31 protein-coding genes are annotated in these 26,824 nt (G+C 45.7%); 20 read left to right on the top strand and 11 right to left on the bottom strand.

Features of this window, described 5'->3' with window-relative positions; translation table 11 throughout:
* Positions 1–111: 111 nt before the first annotated feature.
* The gene (locus tag E0496_RS12300; RefSeq protein WP_141501994.1) at positions 112–327 is read left to right on the top strand and encodes a helix-turn-helix domain-containing protein; all 216 of its coding nucleotides are present in this window, start codon (positions 112–114) and stop codon (positions 325–327) included.
* Positions 328–1,377: 1,050 nt separating this feature from the next.
* Here the strand turns inward: E0496_RS12300 and E0496_RS12305 are convergent.
* Positions 1,378–1,863, bottom strand: coding sequence for a YfbM family protein (locus E0496_RS12305; RefSeq protein WP_141501995.1), 486 nt, complete (start codon positions 1,861–1,863; stop codon positions 1,378–1,380).
* Positions 1,864–1,979: 116 nt separating this feature from the next.
* Between E0496_RS12305 and E0496_RS12310 the strand changes: the two genes are divergently transcribed.
* Positions 1,980–2,267, top strand: a complete 288-nt coding sequence (locus E0496_RS12310) for a 4a-hydroxytetrahydrobiopterin dehydratase (protein ID WP_141501996.1) — start codon at positions 1,980–1,982, stop codon at positions 2,265–2,267.
* Between the two features lie 189 nt (positions 2,268–2,456).
* Here the strand turns inward: E0496_RS12310 and E0496_RS36515 are convergent, their stop codons facing one another.
* From E0496_RS36515 to E0496_RS12335, 6 genes are all read right to left on the bottom strand, one after another.
* Positions 2,457–2,588: a DUF6254 family protein gene (locus tag E0496_RS36515; protein ID WP_241674751.1), complete on the bottom strand. Its 132-nt coding sequence runs from the start codon at positions 2,586–2,588 to the stop codon at positions 2,457–2,459.
* 93 nt (positions 2,589–2,681) lie between these two features.
* Positions 2,682–3,536 carry an SDR family oxidoreductase gene (locus E0496_RS12320; RefSeq protein WP_141501997.1) on the bottom strand — a complete coding sequence of 285 codons (855 nt, stop codon included), beginning with the start codon at positions 3,534–3,536 and terminating at the stop codon, positions 2,682–2,684.
* On the bottom strand, positions 3,533–4,615 hold the full coding sequence (gene uxuA, locus E0496_RS12325; RefSeq protein WP_141501998.1) for a mannonate dehydratase: 1,083 nt from the start codon (positions 4,613–4,615) through the stop codon (positions 3,533–3,535). The genes E0496_RS12320 and uxuA overlap by 4 nt, the downstream gene beginning before the upstream one ends.
* 20 nt (positions 4,616–4,635) lie before the next feature.
* The gene (locus E0496_RS12330; RefSeq protein WP_141501999.1) at positions 4,636–5,313 is read right to left on the bottom strand and encodes a GntR family transcriptional regulator; all 678 of its coding nucleotides are present in this window, start codon (positions 5,311–5,313) and stop codon (positions 4,636–4,638) included.
* Between the two features lie 155 nt (positions 5,314–5,468).
* Entirely contained in the window at positions 5,469–5,627 is a 159-nt protein-coding gene (locus E0496_RS35560; RefSeq protein WP_161601392.1) for a hypothetical protein, read from the bottom strand.
* Positions 5,628–5,717: 90 nt separating this feature from the next.
* The gene (locus E0496_RS12335; RefSeq protein WP_141502000.1) at positions 5,718–6,617 is read right to left on the bottom strand and encodes an alpha/beta fold hydrolase; all 900 of its coding nucleotides are present in this window, start codon (positions 6,615–6,617) and stop codon (positions 5,718–5,720) included.
* A gap of 228 nt (positions 6,618–6,845) precedes the next feature.
* Between E0496_RS12335 and E0496_RS12340 the strand changes: the two genes are divergently transcribed.
* The 6 genes from E0496_RS12340 (at position 6,846) to rsbW (E0496_RS12365) (ending at position 10,468) form a co-directional block, all read left to right on the top strand.
* Entirely contained in the window at positions 6,846–7,010 is a 165-nt protein-coding gene (locus tag E0496_RS12340; RefSeq protein WP_139995697.1) for a DUF1328 domain-containing protein, read from the top strand.
* A gap of 94 nt (positions 7,011–7,104) precedes the next feature.
* Positions 7,105–7,503 (top strand): YflT domain-containing protein, encoded by a 399-nt coding sequence (locus E0496_RS12345; protein ID WP_175598051.1) that lies wholly within the window; start codon positions 7,105–7,107, stop codon positions 7,501–7,503.
* Between the two features lie 232 nt (positions 7,504–7,735).
* Positions 7,736–8,872, top strand: a complete 1,137-nt coding sequence (locus E0496_RS12350; RefSeq protein ID WP_141502002.1) for a SpoIIE family protein phosphatase — start codon at positions 7,736–7,738, stop codon at positions 8,870–8,872.
* 136 nt (positions 8,873–9,008) lie between these two features.
* The gene (locus E0496_RS12355) at positions 9,009–9,623 is read left to right on the top strand and encodes a hypothetical protein (protein WP_141502003.1); all 615 of its coding nucleotides are present in this window, start codon (positions 9,009–9,011) and stop codon (positions 9,621–9,623) included.
* Between the two features lie 78 nt (positions 9,624–9,701).
* Positions 9,702–10,034: an STAS domain-containing protein gene (locus E0496_RS12360; RefSeq protein ID WP_139995705.1), complete on the top strand. Its 333-nt coding sequence runs from the start codon at positions 9,702–9,704 to the stop codon at positions 10,032–10,034.
* Positions 10,031–10,468, top strand: coding sequence for an anti-sigma B factor RsbW (gene rsbW, locus E0496_RS12365; RefSeq protein ID WP_141502004.1), 438 nt, complete (start codon positions 10,031–10,033; stop codon positions 10,466–10,468). Before E0496_RS12360 ends, rsbW (E0496_RS12365) begins: the two co-directional genes overlap by 4 nt.
* A 234-nt stretch (positions 10,469–10,702) precedes the next feature.
* Here the strand turns inward: rsbW (E0496_RS12365) and E0496_RS12370 are convergent, their stop codons facing one another.
* Together E0496_RS12370 and E0496_RS12375 are read right to left on the bottom strand one after the other, a co-directional pair.
* Entirely contained in the window at positions 10,703–11,569 is an 867-nt protein-coding gene (locus E0496_RS12370; protein ID WP_241674752.1) for a CheR family methyltransferase, read from the bottom strand.
* On the bottom strand, positions 11,566–14,313 hold the full coding sequence (locus tag E0496_RS12375) for a response regulator (protein WP_141502005.1): 2,748 nt from the start codon (positions 14,311–14,313) through the stop codon (positions 11,566–11,568). Before E0496_RS12375 ends, E0496_RS12370 begins: the two co-directional genes overlap by 4 nt.
* Positions 14,314–14,374: 61 nt before the next feature.
* Between E0496_RS12375 and E0496_RS12380 the strand changes: the two genes are divergently transcribed.
* Genes E0496_RS12380 through E0496_RS12390 form a run of 3 tightly spaced genes read left to right on the top strand, consistent with a single transcriptional unit; the run spans position 14,375 to position 16,166 of the window.
* The gene (locus E0496_RS12380; RefSeq protein WP_141502006.1) at positions 14,375–14,908 is read left to right on the top strand and encodes a DUF948 domain-containing protein; all 534 of its coding nucleotides are present in this window, start codon (positions 14,375–14,377) and stop codon (positions 14,906–14,908) included.
* Between the two features lie 38 nt (positions 14,909–14,946).
* A complete protein-coding gene (rsbW, locus tag E0496_RS12385) occupies positions 14,947–15,384 on the top strand; it encodes an anti-sigma B factor RsbW (protein ID WP_141502007.1) in 438 nt (145 codons plus the stop codon).
* Entirely contained in the window at positions 15,381–16,166 is a 786-nt protein-coding gene (locus tag E0496_RS12390; protein WP_141502008.1) for a sigma-70 family RNA polymerase sigma factor, read from the top strand. Before rsbW (E0496_RS12385) ends, E0496_RS12390 begins: the two co-directional genes overlap by 4 nt.
* Before the next feature lie 63 nt (positions 16,167–16,229).
* On the opposite strand, the gene E0496_RS35565 is transcribed toward E0496_RS12390, so the two are convergent.
* Positions 16,230–16,370 carry a hypothetical protein gene (locus E0496_RS35565; RefSeq protein WP_161601394.1) on the bottom strand — a complete coding sequence of 47 codons (141 nt, stop codon included), beginning with the start codon at positions 16,368–16,370 and terminating at the stop codon, positions 16,230–16,232.
* Positions 16,371–16,374: 4 nt separating this feature from the next.
* The gene (locus E0496_RS12395; RefSeq protein WP_141502009.1) at positions 16,375–16,731 is read right to left on the bottom strand and encodes a YtxH domain-containing protein; all 357 of its coding nucleotides are present in this window, start codon (positions 16,729–16,731) and stop codon (positions 16,375–16,377) included.
* Between the two features lie 416 nt (positions 16,732–17,147).
* On the opposite strand from E0496_RS12395, the gene E0496_RS12400 reads away from it, so the two are divergent.
* The 9 genes from E0496_RS12400 (at position 17,148) to E0496_RS12440 (ending at position 26,779) form a co-directional block, all read left to right on the top strand.
* A complete protein-coding gene (locus tag E0496_RS12400) occupies positions 17,148–17,726 on the top strand; it encodes a hypothetical protein (protein WP_141502010.1) in 579 nt (192 codons plus the stop codon).
* A 41-nt stretch (positions 17,727–17,767) separates the two neighbouring features.
* Positions 17,768–19,249 carry a methyl-accepting chemotaxis protein gene (locus E0496_RS12405; RefSeq protein WP_141502011.1) on the top strand — a complete coding sequence of 494 codons (1,482 nt, stop codon included), beginning with the start codon at positions 17,768–17,770 and terminating at the stop codon, positions 19,247–19,249.
* A gap of 95 nt (positions 19,250–19,344) precedes the next feature.
* The gene (locus E0496_RS12410; protein ID WP_141502012.1) at positions 19,345–19,785 is read left to right on the top strand and encodes a hypothetical protein; all 441 of its coding nucleotides are present in this window, start codon (positions 19,345–19,347) and stop codon (positions 19,783–19,785) included.
* Positions 19,786–20,037: 252 nt separating this feature from the next.
* A complete protein-coding gene (locus E0496_RS12415; protein WP_139995724.1) occupies positions 20,038–20,220 on the top strand; it encodes a YezD family protein in 183 nt (60 codons plus the stop codon).
* Positions 20,220–20,540 (top strand): hypothetical protein, encoded by a 321-nt coding sequence (locus E0496_RS12420; RefSeq protein ID WP_141502013.1) that lies wholly within the window; start codon positions 20,220–20,222, stop codon positions 20,538–20,540. The genes E0496_RS12415 and E0496_RS12420 overlap by 1 nt, the downstream gene beginning before the upstream one ends.
* A 177-nt stretch (positions 20,541–20,717) precedes the next feature.
* A complete protein-coding gene (locus E0496_RS12425) occupies positions 20,718–21,686 on the top strand; it encodes an aldo/keto reductase (protein ID WP_141502014.1) in 969 nt (322 codons plus the stop codon).
* A gap of 103 nt (positions 21,687–21,789) precedes the next feature.
* Positions 21,790–22,899, top strand: coding sequence for an ABC transporter ATP-binding protein (locus E0496_RS12430; RefSeq protein ID WP_175598052.1), 1,110 nt, complete (start codon positions 21,790–21,792; stop codon positions 22,897–22,899).
* A gap of 36 nt (positions 22,900–22,935) precedes the next feature.
* Positions 22,936–25,893, top strand: coding sequence for an extracellular solute-binding protein (locus E0496_RS12435; protein ID WP_141502016.1), 2,958 nt, complete (start codon positions 22,936–22,938; stop codon positions 25,891–25,893).
* Entirely contained in the window at positions 25,883–26,779 is an 897-nt protein-coding gene (locus E0496_RS12440) for a carbohydrate ABC transporter permease (RefSeq protein ID WP_141502017.1), read from the top strand. Before E0496_RS12435 ends, E0496_RS12440 begins: the two co-directional genes overlap by 11 nt.
* Positions 26,780–26,824: the final 45 nt, after the last annotated feature.

Consider the following 26,824-nt stretch of genomic DNA (forward strand, 5'->3'; position numbering starts at 1 on the left):
TGCTTGATCAGGCTATGTCCAACAGATGCGTAAAAAGGATAGTGAGGTTTTAATGTAAAGCGCACATGGTTAAGCTAGGCCATACGATGATAACGGGGAGGACAAGGCACGATGAAAATTGAGTTGGGCTCATGTTTGCTTGAACAGCGCTTGTCTGAAGCCGGTTTATCTAAGGAACAGCTTGCTGCTGGGCTGCTTATCCGTCCCGAGCGTATAGGTGATTACATTGACAATAAACGAATCATGCCGCTTAAAGCTGCCATAGCTATAGCCAATACGCTGAATTGCGATGTGCGTGATCTTTATGAGCTGCATAGTTCAAATTAAACAGGCTGAAATTCATATCGTTCAAATGCTGCTGAAGTTTATGTTAACTCAAACAAGCTGGGCTAATTTGATGAATGAGGGTTAGCTGATATGCCCAAACTGCTCAAATTTGATGAATGACGGTTAGTTGATATGCCCATTCCGTTTAAATTTGATGAATGACAGTTAGTTGATATGCCCATTCCGTTTAAATTAAATGAATGACGGTTAGCTGATATGCACAAACTGCTCAAATTTGATGAATGTCAGTTAGTTGATATGCCCATTCCGTTTAAATTTGATGGATGACAGTTAGTTGATATGCCCAAACTGCTCAAATTTGATGAATGATAGTTAGTCGAAATCCCATACAGTTGAATGGTGTTTAGGTGGTTCCGAGCATGCTTCGTTTACAACATGGGAATTAAGCAATTTTGCTATAAAGTGAATTAGAAGTAAGTATATCTTATCTTGCACTTTTGCAGGACAGAGCCTCCGTACCCCTAGTTTGTATAGGCTATATTGTACAGCTGCAGGATAGGAATGATTATAGGCCGACAACGAGCTCAAAAGCTCCTTTGAATAGGAACTATGATGCGGAGGTACAATATAGCTTGCCAAACAGGCTTATATTGTATGAAGTTAATGAGAAAGTGCAAGATAGCTTCCCGAACAGGAACTGTATCTTGGAGATTCTTTGTTATAGCATTCATAACCGAAAGCTGTCGCTGTGACAATACTATCCAAGCCATTCACTCTACTCCATGCCAACACGAAAAGCCGCCCACTCCTCATCGAGAAGTGAACGGCTGGTTGCTTTTCATTACGTCATGACAAAAACGTATTGTATAATTAAACTTTAATAATTAACACAACACTTATGCATGACCTTATGCATGACCTTATGCATGACCTTATGCATGACCTAATACATGATCTAAAAGATGATCTAAAAGATGATCTAAAAGATGATCTAAAAGATGAAATAAATCACCTAACACATCATCTTGTATAACCAAATGCATCAAACCAGCATTTCACACATCTCAAATCAGACCAATCAATGCATCACTACATCATATATAAAATCATGCCATAACCTTTGCTTGCCGCGTCGGTGTAATACGCTGCCACTTCATGAAAGTAGCTGAGCACATACTCCTTATCCTCTTCGTCGTTCCATTCAGAACCTGAAGGATAGATTCCCTCTGCACTGAGTTGCTCGGGATCGAAGCGTCTCTCGAGCTCCTCATGATTGATCTGGGAAAGTTCCTCCGCTACCGCTCTTACCTGTCCATCTGTCAAATATCTGGCTGGACCGTGCCCCTCATCCGCTCCCACAGGTGTCCCGCCAAGTATGGTATACACGAGTGGTTCTTCTCCATCGAAGGAGCTTCCGTTAAGTATAAAATGAATGCCATGCCAAGCTTTGTCGATATCAAGCGCTTCTACATCAAAATCCTCATGAACGATAATTCCATTTAATTCATCCAAACGAGCAAGGAGTGAGTCCAATTGCGGCATCGAAACCTGCTGTAAATATCCTGTCATTCCCATCCATAAGTCCTCGCTTTCATACTTTTGCTTGTTTAATAATTATCCTTATTATACGCTATTGAAACAGCCTAACTAAACTTCATTGAAACCAATACCACATAGCGGGAGGATTAAGAATGAAGCTTACCGAGACGGAAATTGAAAGCAGTCTGTCCAATTACGAAGGCTGGAAGCGGGAGGACGTCAAGTGGATCGTCAAAAAATACCGTTTTCGTACGTTTTTGAATGCTGTCGCGTACGTCAATCGGATAGCTGAGGCGTCAGAGCAGTTGAACCACCATCCCTTGATAGCTATTGATTATAAAATGGTTACGCTGCGCTTAACGACATGGAGCGATGGCGGCCTTACGGAGCTTGACTTTAAGGCAGCTTCCGCATTTGATGCGGTATTTGCAGAGTACTAATCAAAGCAGCAATACACAAAAACCACGATCCTAAGCCAAGGCTTGGAATCGTGGTTTTTGTGATTTTAATAGCTACAACTGCGATTAGGTATGGGGTGTCGATTGGAACCGAACAAACCAACTGCCAAACCAACTGCCAAACCAACTGCCAAACCAACTGCCAAACCAACTGCCAAACCAACTGCGGTCCTAAGCTTCGGGCTTATCTTTGCCACTAGCTTCTTGGCTAAGCTCTTCAAACGACTTCACTTTACCGTGAGGCTGCTGTGTATGTTTCCGCTGATGCCAGGCGTTCTCGCGGCGGTTTTTTGGCGATGACATGATTAATCCCCTCCTTTCCTACTGTAGGGTGGCATAATACTGCCGATCTCATACAGAAGAACAAGAGGGGAGACGTTTGCTCAAATAAGGTGTTTAAACGCCCGAATAGGCCAGAAAGCCGCCATCAACGGGAATGGTCGTACCAGTCACGAAACCGGATGTTGCCTCATCTGCGAGCCATAATAAAGCGCCAAGCAGATCTTCTGGCTTGCCGAAACGGCGCATTGGCGTATGGGAAATAATTTTGCCTGAACGCTCGGTTAGCGAACCGTCCTCGTTCAAGAGCAGCTTGCGGTTCTGTTCCGTCAAGAAGAAACCCGGGGCGATCGCATTAACGCGAATGCCGCTTTCTGCAAGGTGAACAGCCAGCCACTGCGTAAAGTTAACAATGGCTGCTTTGGCAGCGCTGTATGCGGGCACCTTTGTCATTGGGGAGGGTGCACTCATGGACGAAATATTAATAATCGTCACACCGGTCCGTCCCAGCATTTGCTCTGTGAACACTTGAGTAGGAATAAGTGTCCCAACGAAATTGAGATCCATTACGCTGCGGAAGCCTTCTACGCTTAAATTAAACAGCGTTGTCATTCCCTCTGCGTGCAAATGTTCCGGTTTAAAGGTCTCGTTCGTCGTATTGGCACTGGGATGATTACCGCCGGCCCCATTGATTAAAATATCACAAGGTCCCAGCTCTGCTAGTACCTTCGCGCCTGCCGCCTGGGTGCTCTCGACACTGGTGACATCGCACGAAACCGCAATGGCTTCTCCGCCAGCTGCACATATCTCCTCAGCGACGGCAGCGCCTTTCTCCAACGTGCGATTCAGAATCGCCACCTTGGCTCCCTGACGAGCAAGCTCAAGCGCCATCACTCGGCATAATACGCCAGCGCCTCCCGTAACGACGGCTACCTTGCCAGTTAACGATTCATGCTTGGGAAGCTGAGTCATGAGCCGGTCACCTGCTTTCCGGCATGAAGCTGATTTGCGTCCCATAAGCCCCATAGATACATGATGCCGAGCGCGCGGTCATACAATCCGTATCCAGGTCTGCACTGCTCATCCCAAATATGACGTCCGTGATCGGGCCGAGCATAGCCAGTAAAACCAATCTCATGATAAGCGCGAACGATTCCCGCGATATCGACAGTGCCGTCCTCCGTACGATGCGAGGTCTCAATAAAATCACCATTTTCGTAGACGCGGACGTTTCGGATATGCGCGAATGGAATCCGTTCGGCAAACTCATGGATCATCGCTAGGATATCATTGTCAGGATTAGCTCCAAGCGAACCGCTGCAAAGCGTAATCCCGTTATAAGGGCTGTCGTATAGCTTCAAGAAGGTTCGGAAGTTTTCCTGGCAAGTCATAATTCTCGGAAGGCCAAAGACCGGCCATGGCGGATCATCCGGATGGATGGCCATTCGAATGCCGCTGCGAGCGGCTACAGGAATAATCTCATTTAAGAAATAACGCAGATTTTCCCATAAATGCTCTTCAGTCACGCCTTGGTAGGCTTCGAACAGCTTCGATAAATGAGCCAGCCGCTCCGGCTCCCAGCCGGGCATCGTCAGCGCTGAATTCGCATTGATTTCTTCCACAAGGCGGAAAGGGTCAGCATCTGCGATACGACTGTTCTCGTAAAACAGTGCGGTAGCGCCGTTGCCCATTGGCTTCTGCAGATCGGTCCGCAGCCAGTCGAAAATCGGCATAAAGTTGTAGCAAATCACTTTTACGCCAACGGTTCCAAGCTTCTCAATCGTCCGTTTGTAATTTTCGATATACACGTCACGGGAAGGCAAGCCAAGCTTAATATCTTCATGTACGTTAACGCTTTCAACGACATCGATATGTAACCCGGCAGCTTCTGCTTGCTGCTTAATCTCAAGTATTTTCTCCATTGGCCATTCTTCGCCTGCGGGTACATCATGAAGCGACCAGACAATGCCGTCTGTTCCAGGAATCTGCTTAATATAGTGGAGAGGAACGGTATCGTTGCCTTCCCCAAACCATCTGAACGTCATTTTCATGCTTAACTAGACCTCCATTGTTAGATGTAATAATTCGGATATTTTTCTTTCAGCAGTGCCTGATCGGCAATGTTTAGAGCGAGATGCTCCGACATGAGCTGTTCGGCTGCCGCGCTGTCATGGAGCTTGATTGCATCGGCCATCCTACGGTGCTGCTCATAAAGATGCTCCCAATTGTGATCATCGACAAGCCTGAGCATACGGCTCCGATTAAGGTGGGCATTCATTTGCTGCATAAGTGACCAAGTGTTGCTTTTGCTGCAGCCCTCAAACAAAATACGATGAAAATGCTCGTCCAGCTCGAACATGCTCTTGTCATCCTTCTTGCGGATACATTCCTGCTGATTGCTGAGATTTTCCTCCAGCTGTGCAAGGAAAGCTTCAGGAAAGTCACTGCAAGCCAGACGAATAACCGCTTTCTCCAGCTGCTCGCGCATAAATCTCGCTTCCTCCACAAGTACAGTATCAATGAGAGATACGAACGTGCCGCGTTGCGGGAGCACCTGGACGAGACCTTCCTGGGCAAGCCGCAGGAAACTCTCTCTTACTGGCGTACGGCTAACATTAAACAGGAGGGAAGTTTCATTCTCCGATAACGGCGTTCCCGGCACGAGCTCGAGCTTCAATATTTGTTCTTTAAGCTGCATATATACCGCATCCCTTGTCGAAATAGGCTGCGTACGTAAGTTGAATTGCATAAAGGTAACCCCTTCCGTCGTACACTAACATACTACCATACAAGTTGAGTGGAGGAAAAGAGAAAAATAAAAACGCCAGAAGGGCTGCCCCAAAAAGTAGATGCTCTACCTTCTGAAACAGCCCTTCGATATGGTTCTCATACTTTTATTTTGCATTAATCGGTAAGGTTCCAAGTTGTTTCATTACCGCTAAGAGGACAAGCAGGGAATTTTTCTCCCTTTTTGAGCTGATCCTTCTTGCCTGATTCTGAAATGTAGTTCCCAGCATGCTCAACAATTTCTCCCGTTCGATAAGAAGTATTCGTACTATTCATAGTAGCTAGCACCTCCAGTTATTTTAAGGCAGTTAGATAGGGGGTTAACTGCCTATTCTTATATACCCGTTTGGTTTGCATTTGAAACCCTCAATGAAGAAAATACGGTTTTTTATCTGCAGGCTCCTCAGTGGAACCTTCTTTTCTTGTTTTCTCACGCTCTGAGAGTGTTTTTAAATAAGTAGACATCACTCTAGCGAGTTGATCGGAAACCTCAACTAGACTCATATGGCCCACATCTTCGAAGGTGGTCTCCAAAATATGCGGGTATTTATAAGTTGTCTCCGGCTGATTAAGGTTGGTTACGGTGAACGTGTCATCAGGTTTGATGACGCCGTCCTCGGCACCAGCAACAAGCAGCACCGGGAATTTCGCTTTCGCAAGCACATGGCTGCGGTCCGGGCGGTGCATCATTCCTTTTAGGGTAGAGATCACCGCGCCAGCTTCCATTTGCTGGCCTACGCCAATCATATCGTTGACCTCATTGCGCATTTCGCCAAGCTTCTCATCGGTAAACAAATTAGGAATGATTCCGTATAGATACTTCGAAACGCCTTTCTCGCGAATTTCTGCAATATCATCCGCTCGTTTTTCTTTGGCTGTCTCAGTATCTGGCAATGCGGTAGAGTGGATAAGCGCGAAGCCAGCAAGTTTGTCCGGATATTTATCTGCGAAGGCAGCTGTTACATAGCCGCCTAATGAGTGACCAAACATAACAACCTTTTCAATCTCAAGCGCCTCGAGAAGAGCTGCTATATCATCAGCCATAATGTCCATTGTATAGGTCCCCTCAGGTGCAGAGGATTCACCATGGCCACGAAGGTCCGGGATAATGACACGGTACTGGTCACCCAGCATCGGACATATTTTTTGCCAGTATTGAGATGAGCCGCAAAAGCCGTGAAGCAATACGATTGCACTTCCTTGACTACTTCCACATTCTTCATAGCCTAAATCGATGCCATTAACGTGTATACGTTGCTTTTCCATCGATCATCACCAGCCTTTTCTATTATCGATTTGTTTGGTGTTGTCTCTTAACCTCATCCGAAGCATCTGAAACAACGAAAATATCATTCGAATTTCGTATATTTATTTCTTCATTAATAGCCTTCTATTTTGTTCAATGCCAATAAATTCCGCTGTTTCAAAGGGAAACAGGCTGGTTAATAACATGACAAGTTAGCAAAAAGCAGAATCGAAGGAAGGGTGATTCCAATGTTAGGATGGGCATTATTATTTTTCATCTTCGCAATCGTTGCAGGCATATTCGGCTTCTTGGGAATTGCTTCCGCATTAGCTGGAATAGCAAAAGTTCTATTCGTCATATTCGTCGTACTCTTTATCGTATCTCTCATCGTTGGCCGAAGACGAGTCAGTTAACTTCGCTTAGGGAGGTGTGAGACCAATTAAGATTGATCTGGCAGCTGATGAAAGAAGAAGGACATTTATTATAAAAATTTGAGGAGGAATTACAATGAATAATCTATCCAATACAAAGGTGCATACGGTGAACAATCCTGTCGAGGTTCAGGAGCAGGTGTATAAGTTCCAAACAGAAGGTTATGCGAAGGATCGGATCTATGTATTGACCCATGACAAGGACCGGACGAAGCGGATCGTGGAGAATACGGACGCGGGAAAAATCGGCGTGGCAGAAGAAGGCCTTGGAACAGCTATCGCAAATATTTTCCGATCAACTGGAGACGAGTTGCGGGCGAAAATGCGGTCGCTCGGCATATCAGAACAAGACGCGCAGCGTCTAGAACGTGAAATGGACCAGGATAAAATTTTGGTCATTGCATGGGGAGGCAAGGAGTATACGGGGGAAGAATTTGACCCTGCAGTGTACTATTACCCTCACTACGTCGTTTAACTGATTGCTTAGAGATTCGCATATTAAGGCCTATCCGCGAGGATAGGCCTTTTAAAATATAGGAGAGTATATGATTTCGCCATCCTTCTCTATATTTCTCGGAATGAAACGCGCCGCCAAAGGATGGCACAGCCGTTTCACCTTGCTCAAATTTATCGCATTTAAAGTTGACTCCATGTTTCGTTGAGCTCAATATATAAGGATAGAGACTGGAGTAAAAGGGAGCCTGCATATGAGTATTATAATCGTGGATGACAATGCTACGAATCAAATTATTATTAAGGCTATTTTAAACAAAGCAGGGTACGGGGATGTAAAAATAGCATCCTCAGCCATGGAGCTGTACTCGATGCTTGATCTGGATTCAGACACCATTGCAGAATCAAACGTGGATCTTATTTTAATGGATATGATGATGCCAGAGATTGATGGTTTGGAGGCGTGCAAGCGGGTTTTGCAGACGGATCGCTATAAGGATGTACCCATTATATTCGTGACTGCGCTTGGGGACTCTAACAAAATGGCCGAGGCTCTTGATGCAGGGGCAAGTGATTATGTGATGAAGCCGATTAATAAGATGGAACTTCTAGCGCGCATTCGCTCCTCCTTAAGGCTGAAGCAGGAAATGGATTGGCATAAGGAAAGAGACAAGCAGGTGAAATTTAAGCTGGAGCTTGCCAAAAAAGTGCAAAGAAATGTATTAAGCCAGCCCATTCATGATGATAATGTAGATATCAGTGCTATTTATCAGCCTTCTACTGAGCTTGCTGGTGATTTTTACAGTTGGTACCGTATAGATGATAACCGATATGGCGTTATTCTGCTCGATATGATGGGACATGGCATTTCTTCTTCTTTGGTTTGCATGTACATCTCTTCTGTCCTTAAGGATACCATTACACGTATTACCGAACCGGATTTGGTGATGCAAGAGCTTAATCGCTATATGAATCAGCTTTACAAGAAAGAGGAGCTTCTTAATTATTATTTTACGGCCATTTACTTAGTGTTGGATACGAAAGCAAGAACGATTCAATATGTTAACGCTGGACATCCTCCCGGGAAGCTGTTGATCGGGGATCAGGTAACGCTGCTTACCGAAGGCTGCTGTGCGATTGGCTTATTTGAAAACATCAATATTACCAAAGCAAGCCTTTCCTACCTCGACGATATGAAAATTATTTTGTATACCGATGGATTAAGTGAGTCGCTCGGTGAGGATGAAGAAGCGAAGCTTGATATTCTAATCAATCAGTTGGTTGGACAGGCCCCTGGCGAGCATTCGACTACTGTTCGTGAGTTTGTAACAGAGCAGAGCAGCGAGGATCAAAAAGATGATATCTGCATGGTGATGATTGCTACGAAGTAAGATTTCCTTGTTAGATGAGTAAATAATTATATCGAAAAAAATATATGCTGCTGCTGTTTCAAAGCTGATAAAACGGTGTATATGTACGTATAAGCAAAGGAAGAATCCAGACTATCCCGCATAGGAGGGAGATCATATGAAGAGCATTATTATCATTGGCTGTTTACTTGGCGGAATTTTCGCTCTTTCGGGCGATGTTTCACCCGCCACTGCTACGTATTCCTTGACTACGGATACTAGTCCATCTCTACCGGCAGCACAAGCTTCTGCAGCTTATGATATTGTGCATCCTTCAATGTCTCCTTCAACTGTAACGGAAGTTACCTATGCACAAGTGCCCGTAAAGGTGAAAGCTGAGGAGAAACCAAGTTTTACACTGCAAACGGTCAATGGCATTACGCTTTACGATGACATGGACTCGGTTGCTGAGAAACTTGGCAAACCTGAGAAAATCACCGAAGACCCGCATCTGAAGGAACTTGTGATTTATGAATACCCCGATATGAGTATCGTCTTTAGCGATGGAATTGTTAATTTTGTAGAGTTAACCGAGGGCTCCAAAACATTGCTGATTGATGGCGTTAAGATTAATGCTTCCATTGATGCTGTGAAAAAAGCGTTAGGAGAGCCCGATTATGTAACAGAGGATGGACTCGTATTCGAACGCGGCGAAGCTTTGTTGAAACTATTTGTCAATGAGGATTCTGGGAAATTAACGTCGATTCATTACTTCCATATTTATTCAATGTAACAATCCATCGATATGCCTTGTACAAGGAGAACCATTTTTGATACTATTTATTAAACAAATGCGAGCGGAGTGAATGAAATGAAAGCTGAGCAATTTCAAGTCGTGCAAGAAGAAACAACGAATCAATATATTCTTCATGTTATCGGGGAGCTTGATTTATCTGTTGTGCCGCAGCTGAGGGCTGCTTTGGAGCCTGTCATGAACCGAACAGAGAAAGCATTGGTGCTTAATCTCAAACAGTTAAAGTATATTGACAGTACCGGAATCGGCATCATCGTTTCGGTGCTTAAACTTCGTGATGAGCTGAAGGCGCCGTTTTTCGTTAGCGATATTCCACCCGCCATTAAACGTTTGTTTGACTTGACGGGTATTTCCAGATATTTAATAGAGGGGACAGAGGCTCAAGCATGAATGCCATCCGTTTACAAATACCGGCCCATGCAGACTATATTGATTTGGTCAGAATCTGTCTATACGGCATAGCTTCAAAGATGAGCTATGCTTATGAGGATATTGAAGATATGAAGGTAGCGGTTTCGGAGGCGTGTAACAATGCGGTAATTCATGGCACTCCAGATTCCAATGAGGGTGTCATTGACATTTCTTTTGAACCCGAGGACAACGCGCTTACCATTAAAGTAAACAATAGCGGTTCAGAGGCTTTGGCTGCGGATGCCTTGGATAAAGCGGCTCCCCTGCCGAATGCTGATGTAAGCGGACTTCGAGTCGGTGGGCTCGGCATCTATTTGATGCAGGCGCTAATGGACGAGGTTGAAGTGAATGCGCTTGAGAACGGAACCGAGGTTGTGTTGAAGAAATATTTGAATGTGACTTCAGAGCATTAGATCGGTGTAACATTAAATGCTTTACACGGTAAAGTAGCTTTATATTTCTACGAGAAACGGGTACCTTCCTCTTCAAGAGGAGGGTACCCGTTTCTTTTCTTGAAAAATAGGAAAGTATGCCATTCCGCTATCCCTTCTCTACATTTCTCGGAATGAAACGCGCTGCGTCGCCAAATGACGGCGACAGCTGTTTCCCCTTGTGCTGCTGATAATTGTTTATTCGAGTACCTGCCGTTATTTTAATACTTTGCGAAAAATTCGTTCAGGAGCATTGAAGTCCTCATATTTGTTCTTATGGAAGGAAATCAATGATTCCATACTGCCCAAAGCTAGAAAGCCATGTACAGTAAGGCTCTCAAAAAATAAGTCATGCACCCGATTTTGTAGCTCGGAGTCAAAATAAATCAGGACATTTCGGCATAAAATAAGATGAAATTCATTAAAGGAACAATCGGTTGCTAGATTATGCTGGGCGAACATCATATTTTCTTTGATGTAAGGGTGAAAGAAGGCATGCTCATGATTCGTTGAGTAGTAGGAAGAAAATTCCTTCGTACCGCCTGCCTTCATATAGTTTTTTGTGAAAGCTTGCATGCGCTTTAAAGGGAATTTGCCTTGCTTTGCGCTTTCTATGACATGCTCGTTCATATCTGTGGCATAGATCTTCGCTTTCGAAAGTAAACCTTCCTCCTGCAGCAAAATAGCCATAGAATATACCTCTTCTCCTGTTGCACAGCCGGCATGCCATATTCTGATTTCAGGCAGTGTGCGAAGATGAGGGATTACGTCTCTGCGCAAAGCTGTGAAGAAGCTCGGATCTCGAAACATTTCAGTCACTTTAATCGAAAAATCATTTAACAATTTTTCAATAAATTTTGGTTCGTGCAGCACCTTTTCCAACAAGGAAGTAATCGTTGGCAAGCTTTCAAGGTTCATACGATGATAAATACGCCTCCGGAGGGAAGAGCGCAAATAGTTTCGAAAGTCGAAGCCATAGATGCTGTAGATTCCCTCCAAAAGCAAATCAATTTCAATACGTTCCAATTCACTATGCGTTAACGTCTCGTGATCAGAGTCTTCCTCAAGCCATTCGTTTGTCAATTGCCCACCTGCTTCGTAAGCCAAACCCTCATCAAAGAGAAGAGCTGATCCATATTGAGTGGTTTGCTAATGTAATCTGATGCTCCAGCCTCCAAGCATTTATCGCGGTCACTCTTCATTGCTTTTGCCGTTAAAGCTATGATAGGAGTCTCCTGCATTTCAGCATTCAAGCGCAGCGCCTTCATTGTTTCAAATCCATCCATAATAGGCATCATAATATCCATAAGCACTAAATCAAAATCCGTGTTTTGCTTAATGATTTCCATACATTGTTTTCCGTTATTGGCCACAGTGACGTTAAAGGCTCTATTTTCTAGTGCCTTCACGAGTGCGAATACATTGCGTGAATCATCCTCGACAAGCAAAACTTTTTTTCCACTAAACAGATCATTGTCATCCTCCGGGAATGTAGAGTTCGAGTGCTCGATCACATCGGGAGCTGCAATGGCAGCAGTAGGTGCAAAAGCAGCTGCCACTTCCTCTTCGAGAGATATGAGCTGCTCTTTCTCCATATGTGGCAAGCTTGGAACAAGGAGGGTAAACGTACTGCCTTTGTTAGGCCGGCTGTCGAGCACGATTCGACCACCGAGCAGCCTGCTAAACTCGTTGCAGATAGATAAGCCAAGCCCGGTGCCACCGTATTGGCGATTGGTTTCGCCATCTACCTGTTGGAACGCTTCGAATATGAGCTGCTGCTTGTTTAAAGGAATACCAATCCCCGTATCGGTTATCGATATCGCAAGAACTGTTTTGTCGGTATGTGCGGGAATATGGCGTCTAACACTATCTTGATCGGCAATTCTAATCGTTAGACTGACGGTTCCTTTTTCAGTGAATTTAAACGCATTCGATAACAGATTTTTCAAAATTTGCTGCAATCGTTGACCATCGGTGTGAATGACTGCCGGCAGGTCAGCGTCCATATTATGCTGGAAATCAATACTTTTATTCTCAGCTACAGGATTGAAGAGGAGCTTCATATGCTCGGGGATCTCACTCACATTTACTTCATCCATCATGACGATAACCTTGCCGGCCTCAATCTTGGATAAATCTAAAATGTCGTCAATCAGTGACAATAGATCGTTGCCCGAGGTATTGATTACTTTAGCATACCCTGCTTCTTCCTCGTTTAAAGTGTCATTTTCATTTTCTGAGAGGAGCTGTGACAGAATTAAGATGCTGTTAAGCGGCGTACGAAGCTCATGTGACATATTGGCAAGAAAGTTGGATTTGTATTGCGAGCTTTTTTTCAACTGCTCAGAATAGGCTTCCAGCTCTTCCTTCGCTTTCTCTAATTCTTTCGTTTTCTGTTCGGCAAACAGATTTTGCTCTTCCAAATGTTCCGTAGTCATACGCATTTCTTCCTGCTGCATTTGAAGTTCTTCCGATTGGGTTTGCAGTTCCTCGGTTTGGGTTTGCAGTTCCTCAGTCAGCACTTGGGATTCGCTAAGCAGTCTCTCGACCTCCATACGGCCGATCACGCTGTTGATTGCAATACCAAACGAGTTTTCGATTTGCTCCATAAGCTTCAAATGCTGAGAGGTAAAGGACTCAACCGAAGCAAATTCCACGACGGCCGCTACCGAACCTTCATATTCAAAGGGGACGATTAGGATGCTTCGCGGTTGTACAAGGCCAACGCCAGCTGTAATCGTGATCGGATGGTCAGGCGCAGAATTTAGCAAAAAGGTACGGTTCTCGAGGGCAGCCTGACCGATCAGTCCTTCGCCGAGCTTAAAGCTATTCTGACCCGAAGCATCATTTGCAGCGGCATAGGATGCAAGCTTGACCAGTCTTTGCTGTTCCCCTGTCCCTCGTTTTAGGTAAAATGCCCCGTAGGCAGCTCCTAGCATAGGTGATAGCTTAGACAAGAAGGATTCGGCTAAATTGATGGTATCATTAATGCCCTGATTCATTGTGGCAACTTCCGCTACCTTCGTCTGAATCCAGTTTTGATCGCTTAAGTTATCAAGCAGTGCATTCGTTGCGTTGGCAAGATCACGAATTTCATCCCGTGTATTGACCTTGATACGGGTAGAGAGGTCTCCTCCAGATGAGGCGATATCGGATATGGTTTTGACGACATCCTTAATGGTTTTGACGATTGATCCGGATACATAAGATACGATCATAAAAGCAATAACGGAAACGATAATCAACATGAGATATAAACTGATAATAAGCATATCATTGCGGCTTTCAAGTTTAAGAATGTAGTTTTTGGTTGATGTGATTTCTTTTTGACGAAGTGTTTCCAACTGGGTACGAAGAGAATCGATATCTTTTTTTCCAATGTCATCATTAAAAAAATCTATGATTCCTTGTGTATTATTAGCCTTGCGCAGAGCAATGGTAGGCTCGCCGGCAGTATTGATCCAATTTTGAATCGTAAGCTTTATTTCTTCCAAGTTTTTTCGCGTGGTTGGGTCATCGGAAAGATATTGATATAAAGCATTGTAGTTAGCTTCCCATTCCGATTTTCCTTTGGAATAAGGTTCTAAATAATTTTCATTGCCTGTAATGACAAACCCGCGCTGACTGGATTCCATGCTGACGGCATTATAACGAATCGTGGTAATGAGGTTATGAACTTCAATGTCACGGGTCGTAATTCTCTCGATTTCATCCTGCAAGGATGAGATTCTATCACTTACGATAATAATAGAAGCGCCAAGGCAGCAGATGATGAGAAAATAGCCTATTAAAATTTTCGACCGGATGTTAAGGCGCAAATTATACAATGAGATAAACTCCTTTATAATGAAGGATTCAGATTTATAAGGTTCTACTATTATAACATGAATGAAGCAAAGGACAATTTCGAATCTACGATTCGCTATAGGGGCAAATCTGTTTCAAAAGCTGGGATTGCGGGTAACTAAAGAAAAAAAGGAAGTGATGATAACGATGGATCTTATCATGCAAATCAGTATTGCTGTCATAGCGATTGCTATCCTCGTGCTCTTGTACTCTTTGATTCAAACGCTCAAAACACTAAGGGGCGCGCTTGACGAAATGCGGCAAACGGTTGGTTCTTTAAGAACGGAAGTAACCCAAATCAGTGTTGAGGTGAAGGAAGCAGTCCACAACACGAATAAAATGACCCAAGATGTAAGAACAAAGCTAAGCTCTCTGGATGTATTATTTGCATCCGTCAATGATATTGGCCACGCCTTGCGTTCGTTTACCGGTATGGCAAGGGAGTCGGCAGCAAGCGTTGTTGCTTCCATCAAGAGCGAGAGCAAGAAGCCAGTTGAGGAGCCTGGAATCGTCAATACACTTTATAATGGCGTGATCTCTACGATAAGGATCTGGAACAGGGTCAAAAAAGTATGAGCTACTTCAGGAACACACAAGAGAGGACAGAAGACACTATGAACTCATTCATCCGTTTGACGATTCCGGCGAGGGCGGAATTTATCGATGTTGTTAGACTTACATTATTTGGAATAGCGAATAAAGCAGGCTTCTCCTATGAGGAGATCGAAGATATGAAGGTAGCCGTAACAGAGGCCTGTACCAATGTTGTTCTGCATGCTTACAGCAATGCGCAGCCTGGCGTGGTTGACATTCGCTTTGAGATCGAAGAAGAAGGTATTTCCATTCGAATCAAAGATGAAGGAACGAGCTTTAAATACGAGCCGGCGAGCAAGTCTGCTTCTTTGCATGACAAGGAACTCAATGAAATATCAGCTGGCGGGCTAGGACTGTTTATGATGCACGCTTTAATGGATAAAGTTGAAGTATTCTCGGAAAAAGGCACAGAGGTGATTCTCACCAAGCTATTTGGTAGGAAAGAGGAGATGGCATGAACCCGAATTCATCCTGCCTAGATCCAAAAGAAACGATAGAGAAAATGAAGATTTACCAGGAAACAGGCTGCAACGACACCGCTACGGTATTGTTGCAGCATTTTGAGCCAATCGTAAAAATGGCGGCTGCAAAAATGTCTCGCAGCCGTCCTGATCTTTACGAAGATTTATATCAGGTTGGCCAGCTTTCTATGCTGCGTTTGTTTAAGCAGTATGACAGCTCTAGAGAAATTCCGTTTGAGGGTTATGCCATGAAAAGCATCATTGGCCACCTGAAAAACTATTTGCGTGATAAATCTTGGTATATCCAGGTGCCGAGACGAATCAAGGAGAAAGGTCTGCTTATCCAGCAGGCCATCGATCATTTGACTGTGGAGTTGGGCCATTCGCCCAAAATGGAAGAGATCGCAGTCCATTTAGGCCTCTCGGTAGAGGAGACGATTGAAGTGCTGTCCTGCCGAGAATCTTATCATTATGTATCGCTGGATACGCCACTATCAAGCGAAGGCGACAGCGCGGCTACAATAGGCGATCTTATCGGCTCCGATAAGGACGATTATTACAGCGTCGATAACCGTCTTGATCTGGAGGAAGCGCTTGATCAGCTTAAGGCGGAGGAGAAGAAAGTTCTTATACTCGCTTATCATAACGGCAAATCACAGCGCGATATTGCTGACGAGCTAGGGGTTTCGCAAATGAGCGTTTCCCGTATCCAGAAGCGAGCGATTGAGAAGCTTAAGCTGCTTCTAACCGATCATAGTGCTGGCTTGAGTCCTTTATAAATTTAAATAATACAAACAAAAAACCTTTCCATAGATTCTATGGAAAGGTTTTTTGTTTGTATATTATTGCACAGGATCAGGAATCAATCCTTTTTCGATCACTTCTGCGTTGGTATCCATCTTCTCCATGTCCTCACCGAGCTTGATCATCTCTTGCTCGGTGGGTGCCATGGAGTTTGTTGTAATTTTAAGTTCTTCTTTCATGGGACTACCTCCCTGTGGTAGCTAGCTCTTCCTTCACATCTTCTTTAGCGGATGAAATGGAATCCATAATGTTCTGGTTGGATTGTTTGGCATGATCGACCAGATCGCCAGCTTCCTGCTTGATGTTAGTAGCCAAATCCTTCGTATTTTGTCCGACAGTAGTGGCAAATTCTTTTGTGTTTTGGCCTACAGCAGTAGCGATATCCTTCGTTTTCTCACTGATGGATCTGAACTTGCTTGAGAGGTCCTCCCGCAGGTCTGCACCTGCTTTTGGTGCGAACAGCAGAGCTGAAATGGCACCAATGGCACCTCCTACAATTGCGCCTACCAATACGCCGTTACTAGAGTTTTCTCGTGACATTTGACATCTCTCCTCATTTTATATTTGTCGATCAGGTTGATCAACTGTTTTGAATTTCTTAGTTATATATAAACGGTTGAGGGATTTTTGAAACAAATGAATAAGGAAACTATTGACATTTGAAAAAAGCGATGCTACGATTTGTTTCAATTTCCTAGTTGTTGGCTGGGTTTAATTTTATTTGTAGCCACGTTGTTAATAGGAAATGCGGAAAATGTATTTAAAATGCTGAAAGGTGGGTTATTACAAATATTACTGCCGGAATTAGTTTTGAATATGTGACAATTTACTAAAACATTATACTCAGGAATCGGAAATGGTAAATTATTAAGTTAATTATTCCGATAATAAAATTGCCTACATATTTTACCTGCGCAGAAGACTACGAGAAAATAGAGAGATAAAGGAGAAAAATCATGTTTAAACGTGTGGAAAACGAACTGGAGTTAGCCATGTTTAACGGCATTTGGACGACAGTCTGGATGGAGAAGGGGTTTGAACTTGAATTTTCTGATCATGCTCTTGAGCGATTCGTCGTTGTGACACCGGAAGGGCATTATGTGGGAACTTCTGAAATAAAAGCCTATAGCGAAAGCAGCTCAATCAACGCTGCGGGGCCGTTTCAGACTTATTCAAAAATTGTAGAAGCTGCGGGGGCAGTTGCGGAAATCGATAAGATTGCTTTGCTTAAGCCCTACCGGGGGAAGTATATTTCGGATGTGCTGTCTTCTGCTGTATATATTGCAGAAAAGCTGAAGTTGAAATATTTTGTCTCGCTGCTCGAGCCCGTCTTTCTGAGAGCGCTTCGTATAACCTATCGGGTACCATTAGAGAAAGTTGGAGAGAGGGTGTTTTACAAAGGGGATGATGTGGTCCCTGTCTTGTTCGATATGGAGCATATGTACCGCAACAAGTCACGTTACGATTGGCTCGTCTATCCGAAGGAAGCAGCGCTTGTTACACATGGAGCGAGGGGAGATGGGCTAATCGGTTAAGCTTTATAACTTATTAGTTCTATAGAAAAGGCGGAAATGTCGTGAAAAAAGAATTAACAGAATTGGACAAGCGTAATCGATTGTTAATTAAAATCCTGTGGAGCCTTTTGGGTTTGGGGATTTTAACAGATCTGGCTATCGGACTCGGCGCAAACATCATTATTTTGCTTGCGGGAGTCGGTACATTTTTATGCGGAGCAGCAACTTTCATGACATACCGAGGCATACTTACGAATTACATTAAGTACTTTGTACCTTTTATATTGACGATCATCGTTACTCTATTAATTGTATCGGATCCCAATCCGATCGTGAGCACTTATTTTCTGGTTTATGTCAATCTTGCTATTATAACGTTGTACGCGGATTATCGCCCCATTGTTTTAACAGGAGTTTTGGGAGCGGCACTAAGCACCTATCTATTCCTTGATCCTGTACTACAGCCTAAACTTTTTCCGAATGAAACGCTTGTTTATTTGTTCTTGTATCTAACGTTTGCAACCGTTGCGCTTGCCTTCTCAGCGAGCTTTAGCGGCAAGCTCCAGCGCCAAGTAACAGATAAACAGCGCGAGGCGCTAGCTTCAAAGGATATGGCCGAGTCGCTACTGGCGAAGCTGAAATCCTCGATCATTGTCTTGACCGAGTTCAGCAACAGCCAGCAGACAACGGTTCGCTCTACGGGCGAAATATCCAAAGAGGTAACGGCTACCTTCTCCGAAATGTCAGCTGCGATTGAGAAGCAGACGGGCAACATTCTAACGATAAGCGAATCCACGCAGATCATTGACAGTTCGGTTAAGCAATTGCTCGAAGGAACGGGGCTACTGCAGCAATATTCGGATGAGAATGCCGATCTGACGCTGCAAAACCGCGGGCAGATGGCAGCGTTGTCAGCTGAGGTGGAAAGCGTTCGGTCGATAATTGATCACACGGTTAACATGATGGCGCAGCTAAATGAGCAGAATGATCGTGTCAGCTCAATCGTGAGCACGATTAGCGATATCGCCGAGCAAACGAATCTGCTTGCGCTTAATGCTGCGATTGAAGCGGCGCGTGCAGGAGAGCATGGACGAGGCTTTGCGGTCGTATCCGGCGAAGTTCGAAAGCTTGCGGACAATTCGAGAACAGCGACGAATGAGATTGCGGAAATTTTGACTGGCATCCGTTCGCAAATCATTGCTGTTCATGAGCAGGTGGAGAATGGTCAAGCAGCGGTAACGACGAGCAGGGATGTTGCTCTTCAAGCACAGCAGCTAATTGAACGCATTAACGAAAACACGAAGCTGGTGAAGCAGCATTCGGATACGGTAGGCAGCTCCGCGAATGAGCTGCATGAGCGTTATGCGAACATGGCGGATGAAATGGTCAATATCGCTGCAACAACAGAAGAGAATATGGCTTCGGTGGAAGAAGTGCATGCGAGTATGGAAACGCAGGATATCAAAATTCACACGATGGTCGAAGAGTATGCCCAGCTGGATCAATTGCTGTCCGAGCTGAAGGAAATGACTGCGAAGTCGTGAGTGATCCAAGCATAGCTTTACACAAAGCGAAACTACCAGATTAATCCTAAATATGGTAACCTACAAGAGGCTTGAATGATCTTGGAGGTGTGTGGTTGTTGGTTTGGATTTGGTTGCTTGGAATCATTGGTTTGTTTGTTAGCTTGTATTTGTTGTATCGAAAGCGTCAGGAAGAAGAAACCGGCTTATATTATAAGCTGCTGGGTTTCTCTTTTCTTGGCGCTTTTTATTTATCTTTAAATGGCTGGAAACTACCGCTAGGCTTTGTTCTGTGTCTGTTCCTGGTTGCTCGGACTAAATTCCCTTATTACGCGTTTTCGGCCAAAGGAGACGGATTCACAACCTATGCGATCAAGGACTCCGAGAAATATGCAATGGAGGAAAACCGAGTTGTTGCGATAACCAGTGAGCAACTGCCGATTACAGGCTTTTGGTTAAGAGTAAATGGTTTGAATGACAATGGGGCGATGGATCCTAACGGGCAAGCCGATTTCTTCTTTGATTACCGTTTTGATCCAGAAATTGAGCCGCAATAAGTATTGACGAATGGAAAACAACATGTTAAATTTAATTTATCCTATTGAATTAGTCGGAAATAAAGAAGTGAAAATTGCATACAAAATAATGGCATAACTACCGCTGTATTTTATTGCAATTCGCGCTCACTGGAAAACTGGAGGCGCATGCCAACCGAATGCCGAATCGGTTGGCGTGCGCCTTCTTTTATGTTTTTTTGATAGAAAGGTCTGACTGGTTTCACACACATAACTCTTGAGAGGATGTTGACTATGTCCCGAACTGTTGAGGTTGCTGACGAATGGCTGCAACGTATTAAAGAGCAATTGGTAGGCGTGCAATATGGCATCGTTCAAATTACGATTCATAATGGCCAAATCGTACAAATTGACCGTACAGAACGCAGTCGCTATGATACCGAGAAATCATCTTCTGCGGTTAAGAAGCAAAGGTAATGAGCAAGCGGATGAAGAGTGATCAGAATGCTAGTGTTTATGAGTGGCCCGATCTGGCCTTCCATCATTATTGTCTGCAAACCTATCGGTTGAACCGCGGCAGCTATAATACGATTGATCAATGGTTATTCGATAACGGATATCCCGAAATCAGGCGCAGAAGGAAGCTGATTATTCAGTTTTTGGAGCTCATGCAGCAATCGCAGACCGCAGAGGAACGCAAATTTTTGTCATTTGGAAAAGGTAAGCTTATCGTCGAGCTAAGCCAATTTGCGGCAAGCCAAGCTGGGCCAGAGAGAAGTATTCTTGCCGCTTATTGAGAGGTTGTCCCTTCATGAAACTAGCGATTGACATCGGTCAGCAGCAGACGTATGATTTAAAACATATTATTTCGATGTGAATAATGGATTTATCGACCGGATAACCGGAGACTTGTTTCGATACAATGTCTCCGGTTTTTTGTATTTTAATATGAACCCTACAGGAGGAATGAAATCATGAAATACCGCAAATTAGGAAGGACAGGGCTGAAGGTATCGGAGGTAAGCCTTGGAACGATGGCCTTTGGAAGATGGATCGATGAGCAGGCTTCGTCTACGATTTTGGATTTGGCGCTGGATCAGGGCATTAATCTCGTCGATACGGCAAACGTATATGGCGAAGGCGAATCCGAGCGAATTCTTGGCAACCTGCTAAAGGAAAGAAGGCAGGATATTGTATTGGCGACGAAAGTGCATGGCAGAGTCGGCATCGGCGTAAATGACGCTGGACAAAGTCGCTACCATATTTACAAAGCGGTAGAGGACAGCTTGAAGCGGTTGAAGACGGATTATTTGGACCTTTATCAGGTACATCGCTTCGATCCGGAGACACCGCTTGAGGAAACGCTTCGCGCACTCGATGATCTTGTACGCCAAGGCAAAGTAAGATACATAGGCGCTTCCAACTTTGCCGCATGGCAGCTTGCGAAAGCGCATGGAATAAGCGCTTTGCACAGCCTGCACCGCTTCGAGAGCCTGCAGCCGGAATACAGCCTGATCTCACGCGAGATTGAGAAGGAAATTATACCATTTGTCCAGTCGGAGGAGGTTGGCGTCATCGTCTACAGTCCGCTCGGCAGAGGCGTGCTCTCAGGCAAGTACCGAGCAGGCGAAGCGCCGCCGGAAGGCTCCCGTCTGGCATCAGGCGAGCCGAGGCTGGAGGAGCTGCTGAAGAAAAATGCGATTAACGTGGCAGAGGCTATTCAGCCGCTGGCTGTAGAACGGGGCTTGACCCAGGCGCAGTACGCCTTGTCATGGGTGCTTAGCCGTCCTGGCATTACATCGGCTATTTTAGGGGCATCGAAGCCGGAGCATATTACGGAAGCGGCCAAAAGCTGGCACGAGCGCTTAAGCCCGGAAGAGCTGGCTAAGGCTGACGAGGCGCTCTCCCAACTGCATCAGGCGAAGGAATCGGTGCTCAGCTAATTTTACAATTTCATACATTCTACCGTTTCAATGGAGGATATCAGAGCATGACATGATATCCTCGTTTTTTTTATGGACTAAAGTTTGGATAGGAGGCTGTATTGTGGCGGGAGTGACCATTAAACATCTCTATAAGCGTTATGGCAAAGACAAGCACGCGGTCGTACAGGATTTCCAGCTAGAGATTCAGGATAAGGAATTTATCGTTTTTGTTGGACCTTCCGGCTGCGGCAAATCGACGACGCTTCGAATGATCGCTGGCCTTGAGGATATATCCGAGGGTGAAATCTATATCGGGGACCAACTCGTCAACAAGCTCCCGCCCAAGGATAGGGACATTTCAATGGTATTCCAGAACTATGCCCTATACCCAAATCTGAGCGTTTACGAAAATATTGCGTTCGGACTGCGGATGCGCAAGCTGCCCAAGCATGAGATTGATTTGGCGGTGAAGAACGCCAGCCGGATATTGGAAATCGAGCCTTACCTGAACCGCAAGCCGAAGGAGCTGTCCGGCGGACAGCGCCAGCGGGTAGCGCTCGGCAGGGCTATCGTGCGTGATCCGAAGCTGTTCCTCATGGATGAGCCGCTTTCCAATTTGGATGCGAAGCTGCGGGTGACGATGCGGATGGAAATTACCAAGCTGCACAAGAAGCTGGGCACGACCTTTATTTTCGTTACGCATGACCAGGTGGAAGCGATGACGATGGCGGATCGTATTGTCGTCATGAAAGGTGGCGTCATCCAGCAATGCGACACGCCGGAGCTTATTTATTCCAAGCCGGCTAATACGTTTGTCGCCAGTTTTATCGGCTCGCCGCAGATCAATTTCATTCAAGGGCGCGTGCAGGAGAACCCGCAAGGAAAGCTGGAATTCCATACGAACCGTTTTGTGTTGAAAATTAATGAAGCAACCGAGGATATTTTGCGCACGAATAACCAAGTAAACAAATCGGTGATATTAGGTATAAGGCCGGAAAATGTAAAGCTGGAAGGGCTATTTTCCGAGACGATCATTACAGGAACCTATATCGATAATGAACTGATGGGAGCGGACCGCTTTCTCTATCTGGATATCGGACAGGAAAAGCCGCTTATAGCCCGTGTGGACCCGGACAACCGCTTCTCTGATAACGAGAAGGTCAAGGTTGAGCTGGATGTATCGAAGGCCCATTTTTTCCATAAGGATACCGGGGTCAGGTTTGCGGAATGAGTTAACAGGTTCGAAGGAGGGAGGCCGCTGCTCGTTATGAATAACAAACGGAAATGGTTATGGTTTGGCGGAAGTCTATTAATGACAGCATTGCTGCTCTCATCAGGAGCAGCGGTGAATACGGTATCGGGAGAGAAAGCGGAGGCTGTCAATTATGAGGGTCTGATTGCTACATTTAATTACGAGACAGATCCTTATTTCAACGAGGCGCTGGCCAATTGGCAGGCACAGGGGATTCAGAATGCGACTAAGTCCGTCCTAGTGGAAGGTGCAGGTCCCTCTCTCGTGTCAAATGCGGAAGAGATTAAGGCAGGCGAATATGAAGGCAAATCCAATGTACTGCTATGGAATACGACAAATACAGGGTGGGTTGAGTATCAAGTTGACGTTGCAGAGAGTGCGCTGTATGAGATTCATGTGTCCTACAACCCTCTTAAGGATGTTGGCAGGAAGGGGCCGATTCAGTGGGAAGTGACTGTAGATGGAGAGAAGCCATTTAGGGAAGCCTCCTCGATCTCGTTATACCGAACCTGGGAGGATGTCCGTCCCATATTAAAAAATTCGGATGGCGATGAGATTCGTCCGCGCTCCATTGATGTATCGGGCTGGAGCGAAAAGCCCTTCATTGATTCCGGAGGGGCATATGCGCAGCCTTTGCAATGGCATTTCACAGAGGGATTGCATACGATCCGGCTGCAGGGCTTTGATCCTGTTGCAATCGAGCAAGTAGAGCTGGTTCCAAGCAAACCGATCCCCTCCTATGAAGAAGTGGCGGCTGTGCAGAGGGATGTCCCTTCCATTACAGGGGAGGTGCTGACCCTGCAGGCTGAAGATTTTGCTTACAAAAATGATACGGCGATCAAGCTGTTTTCGGACAAAAACTCACGAACTTTGCCGCGCTATACCGGAAGGATTATTTATAACACGGTGGGCGGCCTGCGTTGGCTTGAGCAAAACCAGGAAATTACATGGTCCTTCACGGTGCCGGAGACGGGGCTGTATAAGATTGGATTTCGGGCATTGCAAAATACAATCGCACAGAAAACGTCCTATCGGACGGTTCGAATCGATGGAGAAGTGCCGTTCAAGGAATTTCTAGCCTATGGCTTTCCTTATTCCACGGGCTGGAACGGAACCATATTGCAAGATGGAGACAAAGAGCCATATCTCCTGAATCTGGAGAAAGGTGAACATACGTTGTCGCTTGCGGTTACTCAGTCGCAGGTAAAATCCATTGTTGTCGACGTTGAGAAGCTGATTGCCCATTTGGATGCGATCGACTGGGATTTGCGCACGATAACGGGAGCCAGTACGAAGAAGGCAATCGACCGCAACCGGACTTGGAACATGGATCAGGATTTCCCTGGCCTGACCGATCAAATGGCGCTTGCGGCTGATGTAATGGAGGATTTGTCCAAGCGATTGGTCAAGGCCAATGGCAATAAGGATTCGATCAGCCAAGGATTGGATACCTCCGCGAAGGATATTCGCTCATTGCTGCGCAAGCCTGAGGAAATTCCTTATCAGGTGGAAGAAATATCGTCGATGCGAGAGAAGTTCGGAACGTTTATCGATACGCTGCTCAAGCAATCGCTGCAGCTTGACGAGGTGTATATCATTCCAGAGAAGGAAGACGCTCCCAAAATGGAAGCGAGCTTCTTTAACCGCGTATGGGGCGGAGCCCAGAACTTTATCTACTCGTTCGACGCAAGGGACAGCTTGAAGGAAATGGATGACACGAAGCTGAACGTTTGGGTGCAGCGGGGCCGAGACTATGTGGACCAGCTTCAGCAAATTGCCGACGAATCCTTTACGCCGGAAACGGGCATTGAAGTGAAAGTGAATCTACTGCCGAATCCCGAGCTTCTGCTGATGTCCAACGCAGCGGGCGTTCAGCCCGACATTGCGCTTGGCTTAACGCAGGATTTGCCAGTCGATTATGCGATCCGTGGGACGCTGCAGGATTTGTCCGAATTTCCGGACTTTGAGCAGCTGTATCCGCAGTTTAGTCCAGGCTCATGGCTTCCCCTTCATTATGATGGCGGCTACTATGGCGTGCCGGAAACGCAGTCGTTCCAAGTGCTCTATTATAGAAAGGACATTTTGCAGCGTTTAGGGCTGGATATTCCGCAAACCTGGGATGACGTATATGACCTGCTGCCTACACTGCAGCAAAATTTCATGAACTTTTACGTTAATCCGAAGGAGTTCACTCATTTCTTTTATCAAAACGGCGTCGAATTCTACGAGCCGGGCGGCGTGAAATCAGGCCTCGACCGGCCGGAAGCCTACCGGGCATTCAAGCAGTGGACAGATTTGTTCAATACGTACGCCGTGGAGAAAGAGGTGCCGAGCTTCTACCAGCACTTCCGCACGGGAACGATGCCGATCGGGATATCCGATTACAACATGTACGTGCAGCTGTCGGCGGCGGCGCCTGAGCTCAACAGCCGCTGGGGCATTGCACTTATTCCCGGAACGGAGCAGGCGGACGGAACGATTAGCCGCTGGGCTGGCGGTGGACAGAGAACCGGCGTCATCTTTGACAAGTCGAAGAAGAAGGATGAAGCTTGGCAGTTTCTGAAATGGTGGCTCTCCGCGGAGGTGCAGGAGCAATACGGCTCGGATCTGGAAGCCGTTAACGGCGTAGCCTTCCGCTGGAATACGGCTAACGTCGAAGCCTTCACCAATCTGCCTTGGAAGAAGGAGGATGCGAACGTTATTTTGAACCAGTGGAAATGGTATAAAGATATACCGAATGTGCCCGGCGGTTATTTCCTCGAGCGCGAGACGAATAATGCCTGGATCAGGTCGGTGGTCAGGACGGATAATTATATGTCCTCGCTGGAGCAGGCAGTGAGGGATATCAACCGGGAACTGCTGAGGAAGCAGCAGGAATTCGGCTTCATTGACGAACAGGGCCGGCAGCTGAAAGCCTTGGATATTCCGGTTGTTGAGCAGCCGTGGGAAGGAATTGACCGTTATGTGGAGTAGGCTATGGTCCTTTCGGGTGTCCTATTTGTTTATGGCTCCGTTCTTAATTTGCTTTGCCTTATTTATTGTCATTCCAATTCTCGCGGCGGTCGGACTAAGCTTCACCTATTACAACGGAATAGAGCCGCCGCGTTTTATCGGCTGGAGCAACTTTCAGTATTTGATCGCGCAGGATTTACTGTTTTTGAAATACGCGCTGCCGAATACGTTCAAATTCGCAGTCATTGTCGGGCCTGGCGGCTATGCCGCCGCGTTTCTGCTGGCGTGGCTTATCTCAAGGCTGCGCGGCAGCCTGCGCAAGTGGGTCGCGCTTGCGATGTATACGCCCTCCCTTACGATAGGAATAGCGATGACGATCATTTGGCTGCCGCTGCTCTCAGGAGACCGAATCGGCTATTTGAACAGCTTCTTGCTGAAAATCGGCTTTATCGACATTCCGAAGCTTTGGGTAACCAGCCCAGAGCTGCTGATGAACTCGATGATTGTTGTCACGCTATGGTCCAGCATGGGCGTAGGCTTTCTGGCAATGCTTGCCGGTATTCTCAACGTGGATACGACTCTCTACGAGGCAGGGAAAATTGACGGCATCAAAAATAATTTGCAGGAGCTGTGGTTCATCACCATCCCGTCCATGAAGCCGCAGATGCTCTTCGGCGCTGTCATGGCGATTGTTACGACCTTCAAGACCGGCTCCATCGGCGTCGAGCTTTCCGGGCAAAACCCAACGCCAGAGTATGCGGGGCATTTGATCGTCAACCATATTAACGATTACGGCTTTATCCGCTTTGAGATGGGGTATGCGGCGACCATTTCCGTGTTTCTTCTTTTATTAATGTATTTTGCGAACAAGCTTAGCTGGGGATTGTTCGGTTCGAAGGAGGAATAACAACTGAAGCAATCGAGCCTAACCGTAAAAATCATATTCAATATT

Origin of the sequence: Paenibacillus luteus (assembly GCF_006542765.1) — a bacterium.
Lineage (GTDB): Bacteria > Bacillota > Bacilli > Paenibacillales > Paenibacillaceae > Pristimantibacillus > Pristimantibacillus luteus.

Coding starts and splice junctions, on each gene's coding strand:
- E0496_RS12415 (WP_139995724.1), top strand. CDS start 20,038: ATGTCCCGAACTGTTGAGGTTGCTGACGAATGGCTGCAACGTATTAAA.
- E0496_RS12335 (WP_141502000.1), bottom strand. CDS start 6,617: ATGGAAAAGCAACGTATACACGTTAATGGCATCGATTTAGGCTATGAA.
- E0496_RS35565 (WP_161601394.1), bottom strand. CDS start 16,370: ATGAAAGAAGAACTTAAAATTACAACAAACTCCATGGCACCCACCGAG.
- E0496_RS35560 (WP_161601392.1), bottom strand. CDS start 5,627: ATGAATAGTACGAATACTTCTTATCGAACGGGAGAAATTGTTGAGCAT.
- E0496_RS12330 (WP_141501999.1), bottom strand. CDS start 5,313: ATGCAATTCAACTTACGTACGCAGCCTATTTCGACAAGGGATGCGGTA.
- E0496_RS12320 (WP_141501997.1), bottom strand. CDS start 3,536: ATGACTCAGCTTCCCAAGCATGAATCGTTAACTGGCAAGGTAGCCGTC.
- E0496_RS12305 (WP_141501995.1), bottom strand. CDS start 1,863: ATGGGAATGACAGGATATTTACAGCAGGTTTCGATGCCGCAATTGGAC.
- rsbW (WP_141502004.1), top strand. CDS start 10,031: ATGAATGCCATCCGTTTACAAATACCGGCCCATGCAGACTATATTGAT.
- E0496_RS12345 (WP_175598051.1), top strand. CDS start 7,105: ATGAATAATCTATCCAATACAAAGGTGCATACGGTGAACAATCCTGTC.
- E0496_RS12390 (WP_141502008.1), top strand. CDS start 15,381: ATGAACCCGAATTCATCCTGCCTAGATCCAAAAGAAACGATAGAGAAA.
- E0496_RS12395 (WP_141502009.1), bottom strand. CDS start 16,731: ATGTCACGAGAAAACTCTAGTAACGGCGTATTGGTAGGCGCAATTGTA.
- E0496_RS36515 (WP_241674751.1), bottom strand. CDS start 2,588: ATGTCATCGCCAAAAAACCGCCGCGAGAACGCCTGGCATCAGCGGAAA.
- E0496_RS12310 (WP_141501996.1), top strand. CDS start 1,980: ATGAAGCTTACCGAGACGGAAATTGAAAGCAGTCTGTCCAATTACGAA.
- E0496_RS12300 (WP_141501994.1), top strand. CDS start 112: ATGAAAATTGAGTTGGGCTCATGTTTGCTTGAACAGCGCTTGTCTGAA.
- E0496_RS12420 (WP_141502013.1), top strand. CDS start 20,220: ATGAGCAAGCGGATGAAGAGTGATCAGAATGCTAGTGTTTATGAGTGG.
- E0496_RS12425 (WP_141502014.1), top strand. CDS start 20,718: ATGAAATACCGCAAATTAGGAAGGACAGGGCTGAAGGTATCGGAGGTA.
- E0496_RS12340 (WP_139995697.1), top strand. CDS start 6,846: ATGTTAGGATGGGCATTATTATTTTTCATCTTCGCAATCGTTGCAGGC.
- E0496_RS12360 (WP_139995705.1), top strand. CDS start 9,702: ATGAAAGCTGAGCAATTTCAAGTCGTGCAAGAAGAAACAACGAATCAA.
- E0496_RS12355 (WP_141502003.1), top strand. CDS start 9,009: ATGAAGAGCATTATTATCATTGGCTGTTTACTTGGCGGAATTTTCGCT.
- E0496_RS12400 (WP_141502010.1), top strand. CDS start 17,148: ATGTTTAAACGTGTGGAAAACGAACTGGAGTTAGCCATGTTTAACGGC.
- rsbW (WP_141502007.1), top strand. CDS start 14,947: ATGAACTCATTCATCCGTTTGACGATTCCGGCGAGGGCGGAATTTATC.
- E0496_RS12380 (WP_141502006.1), top strand. CDS start 14,375: ATGAAGCAAAGGACAATTTCGAATCTACGATTCGCTATAGGGGCAAAT.
- E0496_RS12350 (WP_141502002.1), top strand. CDS start 7,736: ATGAGTATTATAATCGTGGATGACAATGCTACGAATCAAATTATTATT.
- E0496_RS12440 (WP_141502017.1), top strand. CDS start 25,883: ATGTGGAGTAGGCTATGGTCCTTTCGGGTGTCCTATTTGTTTATGGCT.
- E0496_RS12435 (WP_141502016.1), top strand. CDS start 22,936: ATGAATAACAAACGGAAATGGTTATGGTTTGGCGGAAGTCTATTAATG.
- uxuA (WP_141501998.1), bottom strand. CDS start 4,615: ATGAAAATGACGTTCAGATGGTTTGGGGAAGGCAACGATACCGTTCCT.